The sequence below is a fragment of the Lentzea waywayandensis genome (genome assembly GCF_900115955.1).
GTDB lineage: Bacteria > Actinomycetota > Actinomycetes > Mycobacteriales > Pseudonocardiaceae > Lentzea > Lentzea waywayandensis.
In genome coordinates, this window is sequence record NZ_FOYL01000003.1 from 405,117 (window position 1) to 423,211 (window position 18,095).

16 protein-coding genes and 1 pseudogene are annotated in these 18,095 nt (G+C 68.1%); 9 read left to right on the forward strand and 8 right to left on the reverse strand.

Annotated features, from left to right (window positions below):
- Both BM417_RS47710 and sodN read right to left on the reverse strand, forming a co-directional pair.
- Positions 1-1,832 (reverse strand): annotated as a pseudogene (locus BM417_RS47710) (hypothetical protein); the annotation flags it as partial.
- A gap of 300 nt (positions 1,833-2,132) precedes the next feature.
- Positions 2,133-2,540, reverse strand: coding sequence for a superoxide dismutase, Ni (gene sodN, locus BM417_RS12710; protein WP_093592081.1), 408 nt, complete (start codon positions 2,538-2,540; stop codon positions 2,133-2,135).
- Positions 2,541-2,641: 101 nt separating this feature from the next.
- On the opposite strand from sodN, the gene BM417_RS12715 reads away from it, so the two are divergent.
- The gene (locus tag BM417_RS12715) at positions 2,642-2,917 is read left to right on the forward strand and encodes a S24 family peptidase (protein ID WP_322788960.1); all 276 of its coding nucleotides are present in this window, start codon (positions 2,642-2,644) and stop codon (positions 2,915-2,917) included.
- Here BM417_RS12715 and BM417_RS12720 read toward each other — a convergent pair.
- Positions 2,907-3,506, reverse strand: coding sequence for a dTDP-4-dehydrorhamnose 3,5-epimerase family protein (locus tag BM417_RS12720; RefSeq protein WP_093592084.1), 600 nt, complete (start codon positions 3,504-3,506; stop codon positions 2,907-2,909). The two genes, BM417_RS12715 and BM417_RS12720, sit on opposite strands and share 11 nt — an antisense overlap.
- A gap of 333 nt (positions 3,507-3,839) precedes the next feature.
- Here BM417_RS12720 and BM417_RS12725 point away from each other — a divergent pair, with 333 nt between their 5' ends.
- Together BM417_RS12725 and BM417_RS12730 are read left to right on the forward strand one after the other, a co-directional pair.
- Complete coding sequence (locus BM417_RS12725) at positions 3,840-5,036, forward strand: NAD(P)-dependent malic enzyme (RefSeq protein WP_407656141.1); 1,197 nt, start codon at positions 3,840-3,842, stop codon at positions 5,034-5,036.
- Between the two features lie 303 nt (positions 5,037-5,339).
- Entirely contained in the window at positions 5,340-8,438 is a 3,099-nt protein-coding gene (locus tag BM417_RS12730) for a bifunctional diguanylate cyclase/phosphodiesterase (RefSeq protein ID WP_093592087.1), read from the forward strand.
- On the opposite strand, the gene BM417_RS12735 is transcribed toward BM417_RS12730, so the two are convergent.
- Entirely contained in the window at positions 8,400-9,950 is a 1,551-nt protein-coding gene (locus BM417_RS12735) for a bis-aminopropyl spermidine synthase family protein (protein WP_093592090.1), read from the reverse strand. The genes BM417_RS12730 and BM417_RS12735 overlap by 39 nt on opposite strands.
- Before the next feature lie 132 nt (positions 9,951-10,082).
- Here BM417_RS12735 and BM417_RS12740 point away from each other — a divergent pair, with 132 nt between their 5' ends.
- Genes BM417_RS12740 through BM417_RS12755 form a run of 4 tightly spaced genes read left to right on the forward strand, consistent with a single transcriptional unit; the run spans position 10,083 to position 13,367 of the window.
- Positions 10,083-11,165: an ABC transporter ATP-binding protein gene (locus BM417_RS12740; RefSeq protein WP_093593638.1), complete on the forward strand. Its 1,083-nt coding sequence runs from the start codon at positions 10,083-10,085 to the stop codon at positions 11,163-11,165.
- Entirely contained in the window at positions 11,162-11,800 is a 639-nt protein-coding gene (locus BM417_RS12745; protein WP_093592093.1) for an ABC transporter permease, read from the forward strand. Before BM417_RS12740 ends, BM417_RS12745 begins: the two co-directional genes overlap by 4 nt.
- A gap of 5 nt (positions 11,801-11,805) precedes the next feature.
- The gene (locus BM417_RS12750) at positions 11,806-12,471 is read left to right on the forward strand and encodes an ABC transporter permease (RefSeq protein ID WP_093592096.1); all 666 of its coding nucleotides are present in this window, start codon (positions 11,806-11,808) and stop codon (positions 12,469-12,471) included.
- Entirely contained in the window at positions 12,468-13,367 is a 900-nt protein-coding gene (locus BM417_RS12755; protein WP_093592099.1) for an ABC transporter substrate-binding protein, read from the forward strand. Before BM417_RS12750 ends, BM417_RS12755 begins: the two co-directional genes overlap by 4 nt.
- A gap of 30 nt (positions 13,368-13,397) precedes the next feature.
- Here the strand turns inward: BM417_RS12755 and BM417_RS12760 are convergent, their stop codons facing one another.
- Genes BM417_RS12760 through BM417_RS12775 form a run of 4 tightly spaced genes read right to left on the reverse strand, consistent with a single transcriptional unit; the run spans position 13,398 to position 16,479 of the window.
- Entirely contained in the window at positions 13,398-14,360 is a 963-nt protein-coding gene (locus BM417_RS12760) for a GNAT family N-acetyltransferase (protein ID WP_093592102.1), read from the reverse strand.
- 9 nt (positions 14,361-14,369) lie between these two features.
- Positions 14,370-15,212 (reverse strand): haloalkane dehalogenase, encoded by an 843-nt coding sequence (locus tag BM417_RS12765; RefSeq protein WP_093592105.1) that lies wholly within the window; start codon positions 15,210-15,212, stop codon positions 14,370-14,372.
- Between the two features lie 10 nt (positions 15,213-15,222).
- Positions 15,223-15,657: a MarR family winged helix-turn-helix transcriptional regulator gene (locus BM417_RS12770; protein ID WP_093592108.1), complete on the reverse strand. Its 435-nt coding sequence runs from the start codon at positions 15,655-15,657 to the stop codon at positions 15,223-15,225.
- Positions 15,658-15,693: 36 nt separating this feature from the next.
- Positions 15,694-16,479 carry an IclR family transcriptional regulator gene (locus tag BM417_RS12775; RefSeq protein ID WP_093592111.1) on the reverse strand — a complete coding sequence of 262 codons (786 nt, stop codon included), beginning with the start codon at positions 16,477-16,479 and terminating at the stop codon, positions 15,694-15,696.
- Between the two features lie 113 nt (positions 16,480-16,592).
- Between BM417_RS12775 and BM417_RS12780 the strand changes: the two genes are divergently transcribed.
- A complete protein-coding gene (locus tag BM417_RS12780) occupies positions 16,593-17,120 on the forward strand; it encodes a SigE family RNA polymerase sigma factor (protein WP_093592114.1) in 528 nt (175 codons plus the stop codon).
- A complete protein-coding gene (locus BM417_RS12785) occupies positions 17,117-18,052 on the forward strand; it encodes a hypothetical protein (protein ID WP_093592117.1) in 936 nt (311 codons plus the stop codon). Before BM417_RS12780 ends, BM417_RS12785 begins: the two co-directional genes overlap by 4 nt.
- Positions 18,053-18,095 lie beyond the last annotated feature (43 nt).

Here is an 18,095-nt window from a genome sequence, read left to right on the forward strand (position 1 = left end):
GCCTGCTCGTTGTTCGACTCGCGGAGCGCCAGTTCGCCGAGGCTGTTTAGGCAGTTGGCTTCGCCCAGGACGTCGCCGACCTGCCGGTAGAGGGGGAAGGCTTGGTTGAACAGTGCACGAGCCTGCTCGTTATTGCTGCGGCTGAAATAGAGCCGAGCGAGTGCGGTGGTATTTCTTGCGCGGGAAGCCACCGGAATGGCGCTGTCGAGGGCGTCCAGGCCGATCTGATCATCTCCGAGGCCGGTGAATCGCTGGAAGTGCAGCAGGTCAGGTACCGCGTCGCCAAGAGTGGGGGCGCTGGGGAGTCCGGTTCGGATGATCTCGACGAGGTTGGTCAGCTCGGAAGCGATGTCCGTTGCGGCTTCAGCGCCTTCTGCGCTGCCTACTTGCGCGGCGCGTGCGGTGAGCATGCGAACCGGTGCGGCGAGCAAACCGATTTGTGCAGAGTCGGGTGGGTGTCGTGCGAGCACGTGCTGGCGCAGAGGGGCTAGACATCGTTGCCGGAGTTCGTCGTCATGCAGTAGCGCCCGACGGCTCAGTTCGATCACGCCGGCCGCCAGTTCCTCAGGCAGGTACATTCCGGCCTTGTTGTGAGGCCAGCCATCGGGCAGCAGCGCGGCCAGTGACAATGCAGCGCGCCCGTCCAGGCTCAGCTGGTCCCATGACAGTTCAATCGACACCGGCAGGCTGGATGTCCGATCGGGGTTGGCACCGTGTTGGAGAAGGTCTGTTCGCTTGGCTCGCCACGCGGTGGCCAAGGTGCCCAGATGAGACTCAGTGCGAGCGAGGGAGGCCATCAGCACGATGGCCAACGGCACCCCGTCTAGATCCGCCATCAACGCCCTGATGGCGGGATCTGCACGGTGACGCTCACCCGCGACAGCCACGAATACGTCTATCGCGTCGTCCTGGGGCAGTGGACGCAGATTGATCTCACGCAGTCCGACGAGGCCCGTAGGGACGTGCGCACCACGCGATCCGATCCCTGTAACAAGACCGGGTACTGCGCGCAGCGTCGACAGCAGCTCCGCAGCCCCTGCCGGATCAGCATCGGTCACGGTCTCGAAGTTGTCCAACACGAGCACACAGGGCGCAGTGCCCAGAAAAGACACCACCCGATTCCGCAGGTGCTCACCCAGACCTACGCCCAACACCGTGGCTAGCTTGTCGATCACGACGCCCGCGGTACCGGCGCCATCGCAGGACACCACGAACCTGCGATCTCTAAACGCCATGACGATCGCGTCCAGACCGATCGCGCGACCCAGCAGCGTCGACTTTCCAATCCCCGGTCCGCCCGTCACAACAGCCCAATGACCTGTCTCCCATGCCCTGGACACTGCATGAATCTGCTCAGCGCGTCCGATGCACAGTTCGACGGTCGGGGGTGGCAACGGCTCGGTCGCCACAGCTGACGCTGGCAGCACCATCGATTCCACGCGGCCGATGGCGGTACCCCCTGGCCCTGCGACCACCGGATTCGCGCCACTGATGTTCGTCCCACCTGTCACCAAGTCGCGGCCAACCGAATCGACCTGGGTGGTGTTGCCTGTGACGTTCGAACCATGCACCGAGTTCGTCACGGACGCTTGCGTCTCCGGGGCCGTCTGCTGGCCCGCAGAACGCACTACGACCAAGCCGTAAGTCGACACTCCGAGGCCGACCACGCCACACACTGCACCCACGACGCTGCCGACCTTGTCTGCGGTGTCCAACCCGACTGCCAGCATCACTCCGCCGACAGCCAGCGCGGCCACGCCGGCAAGGACCACCACGACCCACCTACGCATCGTGCGATGGTGCACCGCGACGTCACCAGCAACGTCCATCAACGCGCCTCTACGCCCCGAACGGACCAACGCTCAGGCCGACGCTGTGGCGCGACTCCGTGTGGCCCGCCATACCAAGCGGATCACGATGCCACCGTCCTGAGCATCGGGTTCGCCGCGCGTCCGCACGCCAAGCGGAGATGGAGCTGGGTGGCTGTGGGCTGAACTGGTGGCGCTGGTCATCTGTCCAATTAGGACGAACTCGGGCCGTCTGGGGGCCGTCGAACAACCCCCAAGGACGACAAACGACGCTGACCGATGAAGAAGTTTCCGCTGGTCAGCGTCGTTTGCAAGGCTTTGAGCTCAGCCCTGCTTGGTCTCCCAGAAGATCTTGTCGATCTGCGCGATCAGGTCGAGAAGCGCCTGACCCGAGGCCGGGTCCATGGACGCCTTCGTGCCGCCCGCGCCCGCGGCCTTGGTGGCGCGGTTGAACAGGTCGTGCAGCTCGGGGTACTTCTCGAAGTGCGGCGGCTTGAAGTAGTCCGTCCACAGCACCCACAGGTGGTGCTTGACGAGCTCGCTGCGCTGCTCCTTGATCAGGATGGCGCGCTCCCGGAACTCCGGGTCCTCGTTCGCCTGGTACTTCTCCTGGACCGCCTTGACCGACTCGGCCTCGATCCGGGCCTGGGCCGGGTCGTACACGCCGCAGGGGAGATCGCAGTGCGCGGTCGCCTCAACGCGTGGGCGGAGAATGCGCGACACGAGTCGCATCGTTCCTCCCAGAATGAAAAACAGTGGATGCTCCGACGGGTAGAACCCTACTCCGGCTGATCGAAGGGTGATCGTTGAGACCGCGTCTTTCCACCGTGCTCGTGCGGGGTCCGTCGATGGCGCCTGCCCTCAGGAACGAGGACGTCGTGCTGGTCAGGTGGGGTGCGAAGCCCAAGCCCGGGCAGGTCGTGCTCGTCACGTGGGCGAGTCGGCCGGGGCAGTTGTCGGTGAAGCGTGCCTCTCACGAAGTGGACGGCGGGTGGCACGTGGTGGGCGACAACCCCTACGCGAGCACGGACTCCGAGCACCTCGGACCTGCGGAGGTGCTCGGAGTCGTCAAAGCTCGACTATGGCCGAGGCCTGGTTTCAGGCTTTGAGGGACGCGTACAGGGCCAGGCAGTCCTCGTAGCGCGGCAGGACGCCGGCTTCGTAGGCCTCGGCGAGGGTCGGGGCCGAGGTGTCCTTCTCCGACAACAGGAACTCGAGCTCGCGCGGCCACGGGAGGTCGAGAGCGGGGTCGAGCGGCGTCAGGCCGTGTTCGCCGGACGGGTTGTAGACGGTGGAACAGAGGTAGTTCATGGTCGTGTCGTCTTCCAACGCGATCATGGCGTGGCCTAGGCCCTCCGCCAGGTAGACCGCGTTGCACTTCTCGGCGTTCACCAGCACGGCGTCCCACTGGCCGAACGTGGGGGAGCCGACGCGGATGTCCACGATCACGTCGATGAACGAACCGCGCGGGCAGAAGACGTACTTCGCCTGGGACGGCGGGACGTCCGCGTAGTGGATGCCTCGGATCGTCCCCGCGCGGGAGACGCTGTGGTTGGTCTGGGCGACTCGGAGGGGGTGGCCGACCGCCTCGGTGAAGGCGGCCTCCTGGTACGGCGAGACGAACACGCCGCGGTCGTCGGGAAATGTCCGAGGGGTGAACTCGAACGCGCCGTCAATTTTCAGCGAACTCGCCTGCATGCCGTCACTCTAAGGCGTCAATCTTTCTTGACCGATCGGGTGCTTCCTGCCTGCAGAAACTGACCGGTCGGTGCAGAAAACCGGACGGACGTCTTGCTACATGCCCTCTGACCTGCGGAGAAAGTGTGATCCCCGCCGCAGACAGCGACGCGGGACCCTGCCACACTTCGCGTCACCCGCAACACTCGGGCACTTCTCCGACGCAACTCGTCGGAGGTCGTTGACCGAGTTTCCAGGCCCCGTGTACCCGGCGTGACAACGCTGGGCCGGTGCGCCGTTTGGTGATGAGCCCAGTTGGGGCCAATACGCCGCCCGCACCGCAGGAGGGACGCCGTGACAGCAGTGAACGAAGCCCGTACCGAGAACTCCGACCCGACGCAGCTGACGGACGAGGAGATCTTCAACGCGCACCTGGGCGGGAAGCTCGAGGTCGGCGCGACCGCCTCGCTCGCTGACCCGAAGGCGCTGTCCATCGCGTACACACCTGGTGTCGCACGAGTGAGCAAGGCCATCGCGGAGGACGCGAGCCTCGCCGCGAAGTACACGTGGGCGCACCGCCTGGTCGTCGTCGTCAGCGACGGCACCGCGGTGCTCGGTCTCGGTGACATCGGCCCGAGCGCGTCGCTGCCCGTCATGGAGGGCAAGTCCGCGCTGTTCAAGACGTTCGGCGGCCTCGACTCCATCCCGCTCGTGCTCAACACGACGGACGTGGACGAGATCGTCGAGACGCTCGTGCGGCTGCGTCCGTCGTTCGGCGCGGTCAACCTGGAGGACGTCTCCGCACCGCGCTGCTTCGAGCTCGAGCAGAAGCTGATCGAGGCGCTCGACTGCCCGGTCATGCACGACGACCAGCACGGCACGGCCGTCGTCTCGCTCGCCGCGCTCAACGGCGCGAACACGGTCCTCGGCAAGAGCATCGGCGACCAGCGGGTGGTCATCTCCGGTGCGGGCGCCGCGGGCATCGCGATCGCCAAGATCCTCATCGCCGCCGGCGCGGGTGACATCACGCTGCTCGACTCGCGTGGCATCGTCCGCACGGGCAGGGCCGGTCTCAACCCGGTCAAGGAGGAGATCGCGGCGGTCACCAACTCCAGCAACCTCGACGGCGGCATCGACGTGGCGCTGCGGGGCGCGGACGTCTTCATCGGCGTGTCGTCCTCCAAGGTCTCCGAGGACCTCATCGCGAGCATGGCGAGCGACTCGATCGTCTTCGCGCTGTCGAACCCGGACCCCGAGGTGCACCCGGAGGTCGCCGCCAGGCACGCCGCGATCGTGGCGACCGGCCGCAGCGACTTCCCGAACCAGATCAACAACGTGCTCGCGTTCCCCGGCATTTTCCGCGGGGCTCTCGACTCGGGTGCGCGACGGATCACGGAAGGCATGAAACTCGCGGCCGCGGATGCCATTCTCGCCGTCGCGAAGGATGATTTGGGCCCAGACCGAATTGTTCCCTCGGCATTGGACCCGCGCGTCGGACCCGAGGTCGCGGCGGCTGTGGCCGTGGCGGCGAAGGCCGACGGAGTCGCCTGATCCGGCTCTTGTATTCGCCACTCATTTGCATCTTCACGGGGAGCGGAACCACGACCGTGGCTTTTCGTTAACCCGTGCAGGGGTGGGCGATGACGCTCTGAAGCGCTACCGTCCCTCTCCTCGGGTGTTCACTCGAGGAGAGGGTTCGTGTTTGCCGCCGTTCGGGTGCCGTTGTCGTGCCCACCCGAATTGCCGCGGGCGGTGGATGCGGGAGAGGGTGGGCCGGTGCCCAAGTGGGTGGGACGCGCGACGGTGGTGAATGGCCGTGCACGGACGGCTGTCCCGACGTCCGGGAAACCTCCGATGACGCTGGACGGGCTGACCCTGCCCGACGCGCCGTCGTTGCTCGTGGACGCCAAGGGTGTCGTCATGCAGGCGAACCCCGCCGCCGTGGAGCTCGCGGCCGCGCAGGGAGCCGACGACCTCGTCGGGCACCCGCTCGGTGAGCTGCTCCTCGGCAACACCTCCGACCTGCGGCTGATGCGCGCGGACGGCACCGAACTGCCGGTACGCGTCGCCCGCCACGCCGTTCCGGGAACGGGTCTGCAGGCGGTCCTGCTGATCGACGTCTCCGACCTCGCCGCTGCGGCGGACGAGTTGCGCGACGAACAGCGCCGGCTGCGCAAGGTGCAGCGGGTCGCGGAGCTCGGCTCCTGGGAGTTCGATCCCGGGACCGGCCTGACCGTCTGGTCGGACACGCACTACGAACTGCTCGGCCTCGAACGCGGCGCCGTCGTGCCTGGTGCGCAGGCTGTTCTGGACGTCGTTCACCCGGACGACTACCATATGGTCGAGACGTACTGGCACGGTCGCGAGATCACCGGCGACCCGATCGACATCGAGTACCGGATCGTCCGCCCGGACGGCCAGCTGCGGTGGATCCGCGGCGTCGCCGAGGCGAGGCTGGACGACGCCGGCAGCCTGGACAAGATCACCGGCTACATCCGCGACATGACCGAGTCCAAGCGCGCGGCCACCGAGCTCGCCCAGGAACGGGCGCGGCTGCTGGAGGCGCAGCGCATCGCCCGCATCGGCAGCTGGGCGTACGAGACCGGCACGCGCGCCGTGCACCGCAGCGAAGTGCTGATGGAGATGTTCGCCGAGCTCGGCATGACGCCGGACGAGGACCTGCTCAGCGGCGTGCACCCGGACGACCGCGAGGCGGTCAAGGCGTTGCGGCACCAGCTGTTGCACACGCAGGACAACGCGCCGGTCGAGGTGGAGGTCCGCAGCGAGGTCGGCGAGCGCGTCTACATGTGCCGGGCCCGCGCCGAGATCGCGCCGTCCGGCCGCATCGAGCGCTACCACGGCACCATCCAGGACGTCACCGAAGCGCGTGCCCTGGAACGTCAGATGCGCGAGGACCGCAGACGGCTGGCGGACGCGCAGCAGGCCGCCCGCCTCGGCATGTGGGAGTGGAACCCCGGCACCGGCGAGGTCGTCTGGTCGGACATGTTGCGCGAGCTCTTCGGCCTGCCCGCGGAACTTCCCGGCAGCTACCAGGCATACCTGGACCTCGTGCACCCCGAGGACCGCGGCTGGGTCGACGACCTGTGCCGCCAGCTGGTGGTGGACGAGGTCGCCTCGCAGTTCGAGCACCGCGTGGTGCGCCCGGACGGTTCGCCGCGCATCTTCCGCTGCCACGGCATGATCGTCCACGACGCGCGCGGCAAGCAGCTCGCCGTCGGCACCGCCCAGGACGTCACCGAGCAGCGTGCCGCCGAGGCCCGCATGAAGCGTTCCTCGCAGCGCTTCACCGACCTCGTGTCCGTGACGCCGGTCGGCATCGGCCTGTTCGACGAGGGCGAGCGCCTGGTCGACGCCAACGACGCGTTGTGCGACCTGCTCGGCATGGAGCTGGAACAGCTGCGCGGCATGACCGCCGAGCAGCTCACCCACCCCGAGGACACCTCACCGGGCCTGCAGTGGGCCGCTGAACGCACGCAGAAGATCCCGCAGCGCATCCTCGTCCGCCCGGACGGCGAGAAGGTCTACTGCGAGCTCCACATCGCTCTGTCCGTGCAGGACGACGGCCGCCGCTTCTGGCTGATCGTGTTCCTGGACATCACCGAACGCCGCCGCGCCGCCGAGGCGTTGCGCCACCAGGCGACCCACGACGAGCTGACCGGCCTGCCGAACCGCGCGCTGGTGAAGGAGATCCTCGGCAAGCTGCTGGAGGGCCCCGGCCGTTCGAAGGTCGCCGTCTTCTTCTGCGACATCGACAACTTCAAGCGCGTCAACGACTCCCTCGGCCACGACGCCGGCGACGAACTCCTGGTCGCTCTGGCACGACGGCTGGAAGGCGGCTTGCCCGACGGCTGCACCGCCGCCCGCCTGTCGGGCGACGAGTACGTGATCATCTGCGAGGACATCGACTCGGTCGGCGGCGTCGACGCGCTGGCCACCCGCGTCGCCTCGCTGTTGCGCACGGCCGTTCCGGTGCACGGTCAGCTGGTCCGCGTCTCGGCCTCGATCGGCGCCGCCGTCCCGAACGGCTCGCGCGCCAACGGTGCCGACCTGCTGCGGTTCGCCGACGCCGCGATGTTCGAGGCGAAGCGCGCCGGTGCCGGCCGCGTCTCGCTGGCCTCGGCCGCGTTGATCGCGTCCGCCGACCGCCAGGTGCACCTCGAAGGCCAGCTGCGCGACGCGTTGCAACACGACGGCCTGGTGTTGCACTACCAGCCCGTCGTCGGCGTAGACGGCGCCGTCCTGACCGCCGAGGCCCTGGTGCGCTGGCCGCATCCCGACCGCGGCATGCTGCCGCCGGACGTGTTCCTGCCCGTCGCCGAACAGGGCGACCTGATGCGCGAACTCGACCGCTGGGTCCTGCGCACGGCCCTGCGCGAGGCCGCGACCTGGCCCGCGCCCGACGGCCGTCCGGTGTCGGTGGCCGTGAACCTCGCCGGCCTGGTGCCGGGCGATCCCGAGTTCGTGGACATCGTGTCGACCGCGATCATGGAGTCCGGCGTCCCGTGGGAACGCGTGGTGCTCGAACTGGTCGAGACGGCGTTCGTCGACCTGCCGTCCCGAGTCCGCCAGTCGATGGACGAACTCGTGAAGCGCGGCGTCCAGTTCGCCGTGGACGACTTCGGCACCGGCTACTCGTCGCTGGCCCGCCTGAAGGACCTGCCGGCGCAGATCATCAAGGTGGACCGGCGCTTCGTTTCCGGTGTGGGCAACGACTCCTCGGACTTCGCCGTCGCCCGTGCCGTGGTGGACATGGCCCGGGCGATGGGGCGCAAGTGCGTGGCCGAGGGCGTGGAGACCGCTACCCAGTTCCACGTTCTGCGTGGTGTCGGGGTGGACGCGTATCAGGGTTGGTTGTTCTCGCGTCCGGTGCCGCCCAAGGAGTTCCGCGCGGTGCTAGCCCTCGGACCGCTCCACATACCCCGCGCTGGCTGAGATCTCCGGCAGCAGCGCCGCGATCCGGTGCTTGGGCAGGTCGATCAACCGCAGTTCGAGATCGTCGGACGCCACCGAGGCGTTGTCGACGATCTCCGCTGCCTGCCGTTTGGTCAGCACGCCCTGCGACGCGGTGATCAACGCTTCGCGCCAGACGTTGCGCAGCTTGCCGTGCGCCTTCATCAGGATCTCGCGGATCGTGCGCTCGCCCAGTGACAACGTCCCGGTGAGAACCTGATCGGCGACGACGATCGTGGTCTTGGCATCCGGGTTGTTGCGCAGGAACTTCAGCTTGAACCTGGTCTGCACCAGCTCCTGGAGCTCCTTCTGCCCGGCCTCCGAGGACACCGCCGGGTGGTTGTTCGGCACCAGGCAGGCCAGCCGCGCGGGCGAGGAGGCCAGCAACGTGCGCAGCAGCCACGGTCCAGGATCCGCCGACAGGTCGACGGCCAGCGACGCCGCGCCCTTCCCGACGGGCTCGGCCCACCCCGCGGAACGGGGCTTCGGCGGCGGCGAGGACTCCGGGCGCGGAGCCAGTTCCGACAGGGCGGACAGCGCCTCGGACGAAGGCCCTGACGACTCCACGGACTGCGCGCCGTGCGTGTAGATCCGCGTGCCACCGGACACCGCGCGTCGTCCGGTGGGCCGGCACACGTACAGGTCGGCGGCGGAACCGATGGCCTGCGCGCCGTCGAAGCGGTGGAACGCGGGCAGGATGGCCTCGAAGACCAGCCCGAGCTTCTGCAGTTCCTGCTGGACCTTCAAGCCCAGAGCGGGTGTCCGGTCGGAGAAGCCGTAGGCGAGCAGCAACCGGCCGGACGCGATGTCCTGCAACGCCTCGATGCCGCGGCCGGCGAACAGGCCCATGCCCTCCGGCGTGTAGGGCGGGTCGCTGAACACCAGGTCGAAGGATTCGAGCGCGGCCGCGGGCAGGCCGAAACGCATGTCGCAGTGCAACGTCCGGATGTCGTGCCCGCGCGCCGAAGCCCGTGAGTCGATGAACTCCAGCAGGCGCTCGTCGAGGTCCACCACCGTGATCGACACGTGCGGGTTCACGGCGGCGACGGCCAGTGACGTCAGGTCGTGGTCGCCCAGGCACAGCAGGCGTTTGCCTGTCAGGTCGTAGGTGGAGTTCAGCCACACCGCGCGGTTCAGCGCGGTCTCGGCCGTCGCCTGCACGTGGTCCAACGAGGACAAAGGCGACGGCACGTCGGCGATGTCCACGAGGATCTGGCGCAGCACGTCGGTGTGGTCGCGGACACCGGAAACGCCGAACTCCGAGCGGTACGAGGCCACCAGACCGGGGGCGATGCGGTAACGATCGTCTGAAGATTCAACGTCGTCGCCGAGGGCCTTGAGCAGGTCCTGAACGGTGCGGCGAGGAACCGCGGGCAGGCGCACGAGTTCCGCGAGCGGGTGCCAGTCCTCGCTGAGCAGGGACAACACTTCACGGAGCTTGCGGGCGTGTACGCCGCGCTCCGCCACCAACTGCCGAACCTGGTCGATCGTCACAAGACGTAAACCATACGGCCCGTCACATCGTGGAACGCTGTGCCGGGGTACGCCGAACGAGTTAAGGTCTTTGGGATCTACATCCAGGGCGACCCAATCGGGGTGGTCGTCACGACCGGAGGGATCCGAAGGGTGATCGAGTTCCGGGCCGTAACCAAGCGGTTCGAGGACGGGACCATCGCTGTCGACGAGCTCGACCTCACGGTCGAGGCGGGCACCATCACGGTGTTCGTCGGTCCTTCCGGCTGTGGCAAGACGACGTCGCTGCGCATGGTCAACCGCATGATCGACCCGACGTCGGGCACGATCCTGGTGGACGGCAAGGACGTCCTCACCGTGGATCCGCCCACGCTGCGCCGTGGCATCGGCTACGTCATCCAGCAGGCGGGGTTGTTCCCGCATCGGACCGTGCTCGACAACATCGCGACCGTCCCTCTTCTGTCCGGTTGGGACAAACGCAAGGCGCGCACGCGTGCGGCCGAACTGCTGGAGATCGTCGGGCTCGACGCGAACTTCGGCAAGCGCTACCCGGCGCAGCTCTCCGGCGGCCAGCAGCAACGCGTGGGTGTCGCCCGCGCGCTCGCCGCCGATCCGCCGGTGCTGCTGATGGACGAGCCGTTCAGCGCCGTCGACCCGGTCGTGCGCGAGGACCTGCAGAACGAACTCCTTCGTCTGCAAGCGGAACTCGACAAGACGATCGTGTTCGTCACGCACGACATCGACGAGGCGCTGAAGCTCGGCGAGCGCGTCGCGGTGTTCCAGACGGGCGGGCACCTCGCGCAGTACGCGCGGCCGACCGAGCTGCTGGCCGCGCCCGCCAACGACTTCGTGGCATCGTTCGTCGGACGTGACCGCGGCTACCGCACCCTCACGTTCCTGCACGCGGACGTGCCCGTGCACCCCGTCACCACGGCCAAGCTCGGCGAGCGCGTCACGGTCACCGACTGGACGCTCGTCGTGGACGAGACGAATCGGCCCAAGGGCTGGCTGTCCGGTGTGGACGGTGAGGTCGAGGTCGCCGAGAAGGACCTGATCTCCGGTGGCTCGCTGTACGACGGCTCGACGTTGCGCGGCGCGCTCGACGCGGCGCTCAGCTCGCCGTCCGCACTCGGCGTGGTCGTCGACGACGTCGGCGCCGTCACCGGCGTGGTGAAGGCAGACGACGTCATCCAGGCCCTCGCGAAGGCCCGCGCGGCGGGTGAGGTCCCGAAGTGACCTGGATTTTCGAGAACTGGGAAAGGTTCTGGGAAGTCACCGAGGTGCACCTCCGGCTCTCCGTCGTGCCGGTGCTGATCGGTTTCGTGCTCGCCATCCCGCTCGGGTGGTGGGCGAGCCGGTCGCAGACGGCGCGCGCGATCCTCTTCCCGTTCGCCAACATCCTGTTCACGATCCCGTCCATCGCGCTGATCGTGATCACGCCGGTGCTGCTCGGCGTGAAGATCCTCGACGAGATCAACGTCATCGTGCCGCTGGCGGTCTACACGCTCGCGCTGATGATCAGGTCGGTCGCGGACGCGCTGTCCGCGGTGCCGGGCAACGTCGTCGCCGCGGCGAACGCGATGGGGTTCCGGCCGCTCCGGCGCTTCCTCACCGTCGACTTCCCGCTGGCGTTGCCGGTCACGATCGCGGGCCTGCGGGTCGCGACCATGTCGAACATCAGCATGGTGAGCGTCGGCGCGCTCGTCGGACTCGGCGGCTACGGCCAGCTCTTCACCGAGGGCTACCAGACCGACCACACCGAGAAAGTCCTCGCGGGTCTCATCGGGACGGTCGTGCTGGCGGTGCTCGCGGACGGATTGCTGTTGCTGATCGGACGGCTGCTCACGCCGTGGGCACGGGCGGGGAGGTGAGCTGAATGGGTGGCTGGCTCTTCGATCCCGCGCACTGGTCCGGCACCACCGGGATTCCGGTGCGGTTGGCCGAACATCTCGGCTACACGCTGCTGACCCTGCTGATCGCCGCGGTCATCGCGATCCCGCTGGGCGCGTTCGTCGGTCACACCGGCAAGGGCGGCTTCGTGATCGTCGGACTCTCCAACGCTCTGCGGGCGTTGCCGACCACGGCGGTGCTGATCCTCGTCGTGCTGTGGGCGGGGCTCGGTGACTTCCCGGTGTACGTCGCGCTGGTGCTGCTCGCGATCCCGCCGATCATGGCGGGCACGTACGCCGGCGTCCGCGCGGTCGACCCGGTGACCGTCGACGCCGCACGGGGCGTCGGCATGCGCGAGTCGGGCGTGCTGCTCCAGGTGGAGATCCCGAACGCGCTTCCGTTGATCTACGGCGGTTTCCGCGGCGCCGCGCTGCAAGTGGTCGCGACCGCCACCATCGCCGCCTACACGGGCGCCGGTGGACTGGGCAGGCTTGTTTTCGACGGCCTCGCCCTGCAGGAGTTCGGACAGATGCTCGCCGGCGCGGTGCTCGTGGCACTGCTCGCCGTTCTCGTCGACCTGGGGTTCGCCGGCCTGCAACGGCTGACGGTCTCGCCAGGGCTGCGTCCAGTGGGAACCGGAGGAAAACGATGAAGCGCATCGCGACAGCCGTCGCTGCGGTCATGCTTCTGTCTGCGTGCGGTGGCGATCCGCTGACCGGAGACGGCAAGACCGACCCGGCCCCGACGGACACCATCGTCGTGGGCTCCGCGAACTTCCCGGAGTCGCGGCTCCTCTCGGAGATCTACGCGGAAGCGTTGTCCGCCAAGGGCATCAAGGTCTCGAAGAAGCCGAACATCGGCAACCGGGAGCTGTACTTCAAGGGCGTGCAGGACGGCTCGATCGACCTGATCCCCGAGTACACCGGCGTGCTTCTCAAGCACGTCAACAAGGAAGCGCCCGAGGTCGGCGCCGACGAGGTCTACGCGGCGCTGAAGAAGGCGCTGCCGGCGGGCCTCATCGTGCTCGACAAGTCCTCCGCCGAGGACAAGGACGCGGTCGTCGTCACCAAGCAGATCGCGGCCCAGTACAGCCTGAAGTCGATCGACGACCTCGTGCCGTACTGCAAGGACCTGGTCTTCGGCGGCCCGCCGGAGTTCCAGAACCGCCCGGACGGCCTGCCGGGCCTGAAGGCCAAGTACGCCTGTGAGTTCAAGGAGTTCAAGGCCCTCGACGTCGGCGGCCCGCTGACCGTCGCCGGCCTGAAGGACAACACGGTGCAGGCGGCCGACCTGTTCACGACGGACGCGGCCATCAAGGCCAACGAGTTCGTGGTGCTGGAAGACCCGAAGAACGTCTTCGCCGCGCAGAACGTGTTGCCGCTCATCAACGAGAAGAAGGCGTCGCAGCAGGTCCGCGACACCCTCAACGCCATCTCGAAGAAGCTCGACACGAAGACGCTGCTGGAGCTGAACCAGAAGCTGTCGTCGCCGGACAAGCCGGAGCCGGAGAAGGTCGCCAAGGAGTGGCTCGCCTCGGCGGGCATCTGATCCACACCTGAGAACCGCTGACCCGCAGTCCTAAGGCTGCAGGTCAGCGGTTTTCGCTTGTACGGCCATGTAGATGAAGGTGTCCTCGTAGCCGAGCGAGTGGTTCACGCGAAGCATGTGCTCGTTCTCGCTGCTCGTGCGCGTGCGAATCTCCTCGACGCCGGCCAGGTTGTGCAGCATGCGCGCCTTGATCAGCCTGCCGAGTCCTTTGCCGCGATGCGCCGGCAACACGACCGTCTGCAGTTGTTCGGCGAGGGTCGGGACCACGGAGTTCAGCTCCACCACCGTGACTCCGGCTGCTTTACCCTCGTGTAGCAGGAGCACGACCCAGCGGACCGCGACGGCGGTGGCCTCTTCCCGCCGGATGCTCTCGACGGTGTTCTGCGTCAGGTCGATCGTCGTGTCGCCCTGTGGCGCGTCCCTGATTCCGTTGAGCGCCTCGACGTACGCCTCGACGAACTCCTCCGGCGCCGCGCCCTTCCAGGTGACCAGCTCGTATCCCGCGGGAAGCTCGCCGATCTCGGGCGGGTCGGTGAGAGTCAGCCGTTGTCTCGTCATGGTGGTGACGACCCGGAACCCACGGGCGGCGGCGAACTGCTCGGCAGGGCTGTCCTTGAACACGCTCCACGCCTCGATGACGGTGCGTCCGCGCAACAACGACGGCATGGCGCGGAGCAGAGCCGTACCGATGCCACGGCGGCGGTGCTGAGGCAGCACCACGATGTTGGCGTTGGCGAGGTGGGCGTTCGCCTCGGCCTCGGAGACCTTCACCTCGGCGTAGCCGATGATCTTTCCTTCTTCTCTCGCGACGGCGAAGTGCGCCGCCTCGAAGCCGACGTCGTCGCGGAACTCCCACATCGCGACGCAGGCTTCGTAGGGTGGCCGCTCCTTGCCGGGCGAGTCCTCGACCGCCCAGGTCGCCAGGACCTCGTAGAGGCCGCGCCGATCTTCCTCTGGCGCGCAAGCGAAGTCCAGTTCCTCGATTTCCCCCATGCATCCGATCTAAGCAAGATCGTGTCGGCTTGCCCAGTGAGCGATGGCGGCCGCGATCTCCTTCGGCCGGTCCTCCTGCGCGTGATGCCCGGCCTCACCCACGGCCACCACGTCCAACGCAGCGATGCTCTCGACGCACCAAGTGTGCAACTGCGGCCCGATCAGCAACGTCGGCGAGCCCTCGAAGGTCAGCAACAGCTTCGGCACCTCAGAGGTGCCCAGCCACGCGTCGTAAGCCTCGATGCGTGGCATCAGCGAAGCAGGCTCACCGTCGAACGGCATCTGCCGCGCCCACGCCAGCACCGGCCGCCGGCTCGCCGCATCGGGGAACGGTGCGAGGTAGGCGGCCATGTCCTCTTCGGAAACCGGTGTGCGGACACCACCGGTGAACGCCTGTCGCACGAACCCGTCGCCGGCCAGCACCAGCTCCTCACCGAGGCCGGGAGTGCGGAAGCGGCGCACGCGTTCCTGTGCGGGCAAAGGAAGTTCGGTCCCGGTCATCGGCTTCACGATCGTCTCGAAGAACGCCAGACCGGCCACGCGCGAAGGGTTCCGGGTCGCCCAGTCGAACGCCAGCGCGCCGCCCCAGTCGTGGCCCACGAGCACCACGCGGTCCAGGCCAACGGCGTCGAACCACGCATCGAGGTACCGCGCGTGGTCGGCGAACGAGTAGTCGATGTCCGGCTTGCCGGAACGGCCCATCCCGATGAGGTCCGGGGCGCGCCCTCCCAGCTCGGGCAGGACGTTGCGCCAGCTGTGCGACGAGCCGGGGTTGCCGTGCAGGAACACGAACGGCGCGGAACCGGACTCCAGGTAGTGCATGGTCGAGTCGAGTACGGGAACGACTGGCATCGAAGGCTCCTCAGTCGAGCGGGACGTCGAGCAGCGCGGTCAGCTCGTGGGAGAGCGCCGCGGTGCGGTCGCCGGAGCGGCCGCCCAGGGGCTCCAGCAGGCGGTCCAGCAGGGCGCCGACGACCGCGATGGCGGGCACGACGACCTCGTGGCCGCGGTCGGTCAGCGTCAGCCGGACGGTCCGGGTGTCGACGGCGTCGCGAGTGCGCGCGATGAAGCCCGAGGCCTCCAAAGCGCGCGCCAGTTTCGAGACGTACAGCGGTTCGAGGCCGGTGTGGTCGGCCAGTTCGCGTTGCGACGGCCGGTCCAGCGCGACCAACGACGACAGCACCACGTACTGGGCGTGGGTCAGGCCGTGCGTCGTCAACGCGCGGTCAACGGCTGTCCGCCACTTCATCGCCAGACGCCACACGAGGTGCCCAGGTGTCGCTCCCGCACTGCTCATGGCAGATACGGTACATGGCTACTATGTACATGGCTACTAACCGGAGGCGGCGTGACCGCCGATCCGGACCGTCAGCTCCTCGGCCGCCTTGCGGACCTCCTTGGCCAGGTCGGGCCAGGTGGAGCCGCAGGGCGTGTCGCACAGGTGCCGGAACGTCAGCGTGATGGCCGCGATCGGCCGTTCGCCGTGGTCGAACACCGGCGCCGCCACCGAAGCGAACCCGGCGGTCACGTAACCGTCCTCGACCGACCAGCCCTGGCGGCGTTCCAGCGTCAGCAACCGGCGCAGGGCCGGCAGGTTGTGCGGGCCGCGGCCGGTTCGGTCGACGAACGCGGCTACGGACGGCAGCAAAGCCCTGACCTGCGCCGGAGGCAGGTGTGCCAGCATCGCGCGGCCGGAGGCGGTCAGGTGGGCCGGGAGCCGGACGCCGACGTCGGACACGATCGACTGCGGCTGCCTGGGCTGCTCGCGCACGAGGTAGAGGGCCTCGGCGCCGTGCAGAACGCCCAGATGAGCGACCTTCTCCATCCGGTCGGCGAGCTTGCGCAGCAACGGGCGGGCCAGGCGTTCCAGCGGGTCGTGCCGCAGGTACGCGGAGCCGAGTTCGAACGCCGCGACGCCCAGGCCGTAGCGCTTCTCCTCGGGGAAGTGCGTCGCGAAGCCGGCCTCGGTCAGCTCCGACAGCAGGTGATAGGTCGTTGACCTGGGCAGATTGAGCTCGCGCGCCACCGACGCCGCGGAGACGGGCCCCGGTCTGCCCGCCAGCAGCCGGAGGACCGCCAACCCTCGCCGCAGCGCGGGAACGTCACTGCTGCTGCCCACAAAAGTGATTTTCCCACGTGATGCAGCCCACGCCGTTACTACATCAGGGCACACTCAACAGAACACGCCCGGGGAGCGTTGGAGGGGCGTGACGGTTTTGAAGGGGGTCGGGATTGACACCGAGTTTCGATGACTTCGTGGCAGAACAGGTGACCCCGTTGCTGCGCTATGCCACCGTGCTCACGTGCGACCCGCACCTGGCCCAGGACGTGGTCCAGGAAGTCCTGCTGCGTGCGCAGCAGAAATGGGATCGCATCGGTTCAGTCGACCTCCCCAACGCCTACGTCAAGCGCATGGTGACCAACGAGTACCTCTCGTGGCGCAGGCGCAGGGCCGCCAAGGACGTCGCCCTCTGCATGACGACGCTGGAGTCCGTCACCCCGCCCGTCGCGGACAAGACGCACCACTACGACGAGCGGGAAGCCATGTTGCAGCGGATCGCGAAGCTGCCCCGCAAACAGCGGGCCGCCGTCGTGCTCCGCTACTACGAGAACTACGAGGACTCGGAGATCGCACAGATGCTCGGTTGTGCCGAGGGAACCGTGCGCAGCCACATCTCGCGTGCGCTGGCCACACTCCGCCTGGATCACACGCCGGAGCCCGCAGGTGTCGGGTTGCGGCTGGGGGAGGGCCTGTCGTGAACGACACCGAACAGCTGATCAAGGATGCGCTCGGCCAGCTCGCCGAACGCACCCCGCATCCGGGGCCGACGCTGAACGCCCTGAGGCGCAAGCGGAAGAGGCAGCGGAACAACATCTTCCTGATCGCCACGGCCGGCATGGCCGCGGTCGTCGTCCTGATCTTCGCGGGCGTCATCGCCAGTGACAGGTACGCACCGCCCAACGCCAACGACGCCGCCGCCGCGCTCACACCCGGCGGGACCGGCTCGCTCAAGTATCAGCCGCACTGGCTGCCGGACGGGTTCGCCGAGGCCCTCCGCGCCGCGCACGACGGCAGCACGGCGCGCGTCTGGGTGCCAGCGGACGCCTCGCCGGAGGCCCCGCACGCCGACGGCCCGCGGATCCAGCTGGCCAGCGGCCAGAGCTACGAGGGCGGCACGAGTCAGTGGCAGGACACGACCGTGCGCGGCCTCAAGGCCCGCGTGCAGGTGAACGGCGGTACGGCGGTCGTCGAGTGGAAGGCGCAGGACACACTGTTCGTGCAGGTACAGGACGTGGGTGATCCGAGGGAAACGGCGATGCGCGTCGCGGATTCAGTGCGCGCGGACTCGGACACGAACTTCCAGGCGCCGTTCACGTGGAAGGGCAAGTCGGCGGACGAGTTCAGCGGCTCCAGCCCTTCCGACTGGCGCGCCAAGGCGACCGTCGCCGAGATCGAGGTGGGGGTGACCTCGCGCACGCCGAACTACAGCGGCGCGCCAACCACCCCGGTGACGGCACGGGGCAAGCAGGGGGTCGTCGTGGACGGCCGGGTCGTGGCGGTGCAGGAGGGCAGCCTCTGGATCACCGCGATCAGCTACGGAGCCACCAAGCCGGTGGATGAGCTGGTCGCGGCGGTCAACGCCGTCGAGATCGCCTCGAACTTCGACACCGGCTGGATCCGCAAGAAGTAGCCCGTCTGGGATCTCAGACACCATCGGGCGCTCCGGGGTCGCT

What these genes read in the sequence shown, in the direction of transcription:
- sodN (WP_093592081.1), bottom strand. Translation starts at nt 2,540, where the DNA reads ATGCGACTCGTGTCGCGCATTCTCCGCCCACGCGTTGAGGCGACCGCG.
- BM417_RS12720 (WP_093592084.1), bottom strand. Translation starts at nt 3,506, where the DNA reads ATGCAGGCGAGTTCGCTGAAAATTGACGGCGCGTTCGAGTTCACCCCT.
- BM417_RS12730 (WP_093592087.1), top strand. Translation starts at nt 5,340, where the DNA reads ATGACGCTGGACGGGCTGACCCTGCCCGACGCGCCGTCGTTGCTCGTG.
- BM417_RS12750 (WP_093592096.1), top strand. Translation starts at nt 11,806, where the DNA reads ATGGGTGGCTGGCTCTTCGATCCCGCGCACTGGTCCGGCACCACCGGG.
- BM417_RS12755 (WP_093592099.1), top strand. Translation starts at nt 12,468, where the DNA reads ATGAAGCGCATCGCGACAGCCGTCGCTGCGGTCATGCTTCTGTCTGCG.
- BM417_RS12760 (WP_093592102.1), bottom strand. Translation starts at nt 14,360, where the DNA reads ATGGGGGAAATCGAGGAACTGGACTTCGCTTGCGCGCCAGAGGAAGAT.
- BM417_RS12765 (WP_093592105.1), bottom strand. Translation starts at nt 15,212, where the DNA reads ATGCCAGTCGTTCCCGTACTCGACTCGACCATGCACTACCTGGAGTCC.
- BM417_RS12770 (WP_093592108.1), bottom strand. Translation starts at nt 15,657, where the DNA reads ATGAGCAGTGCGGGAGCGACACCTGGGCACCTCGTGTGGCGTCTGGCG.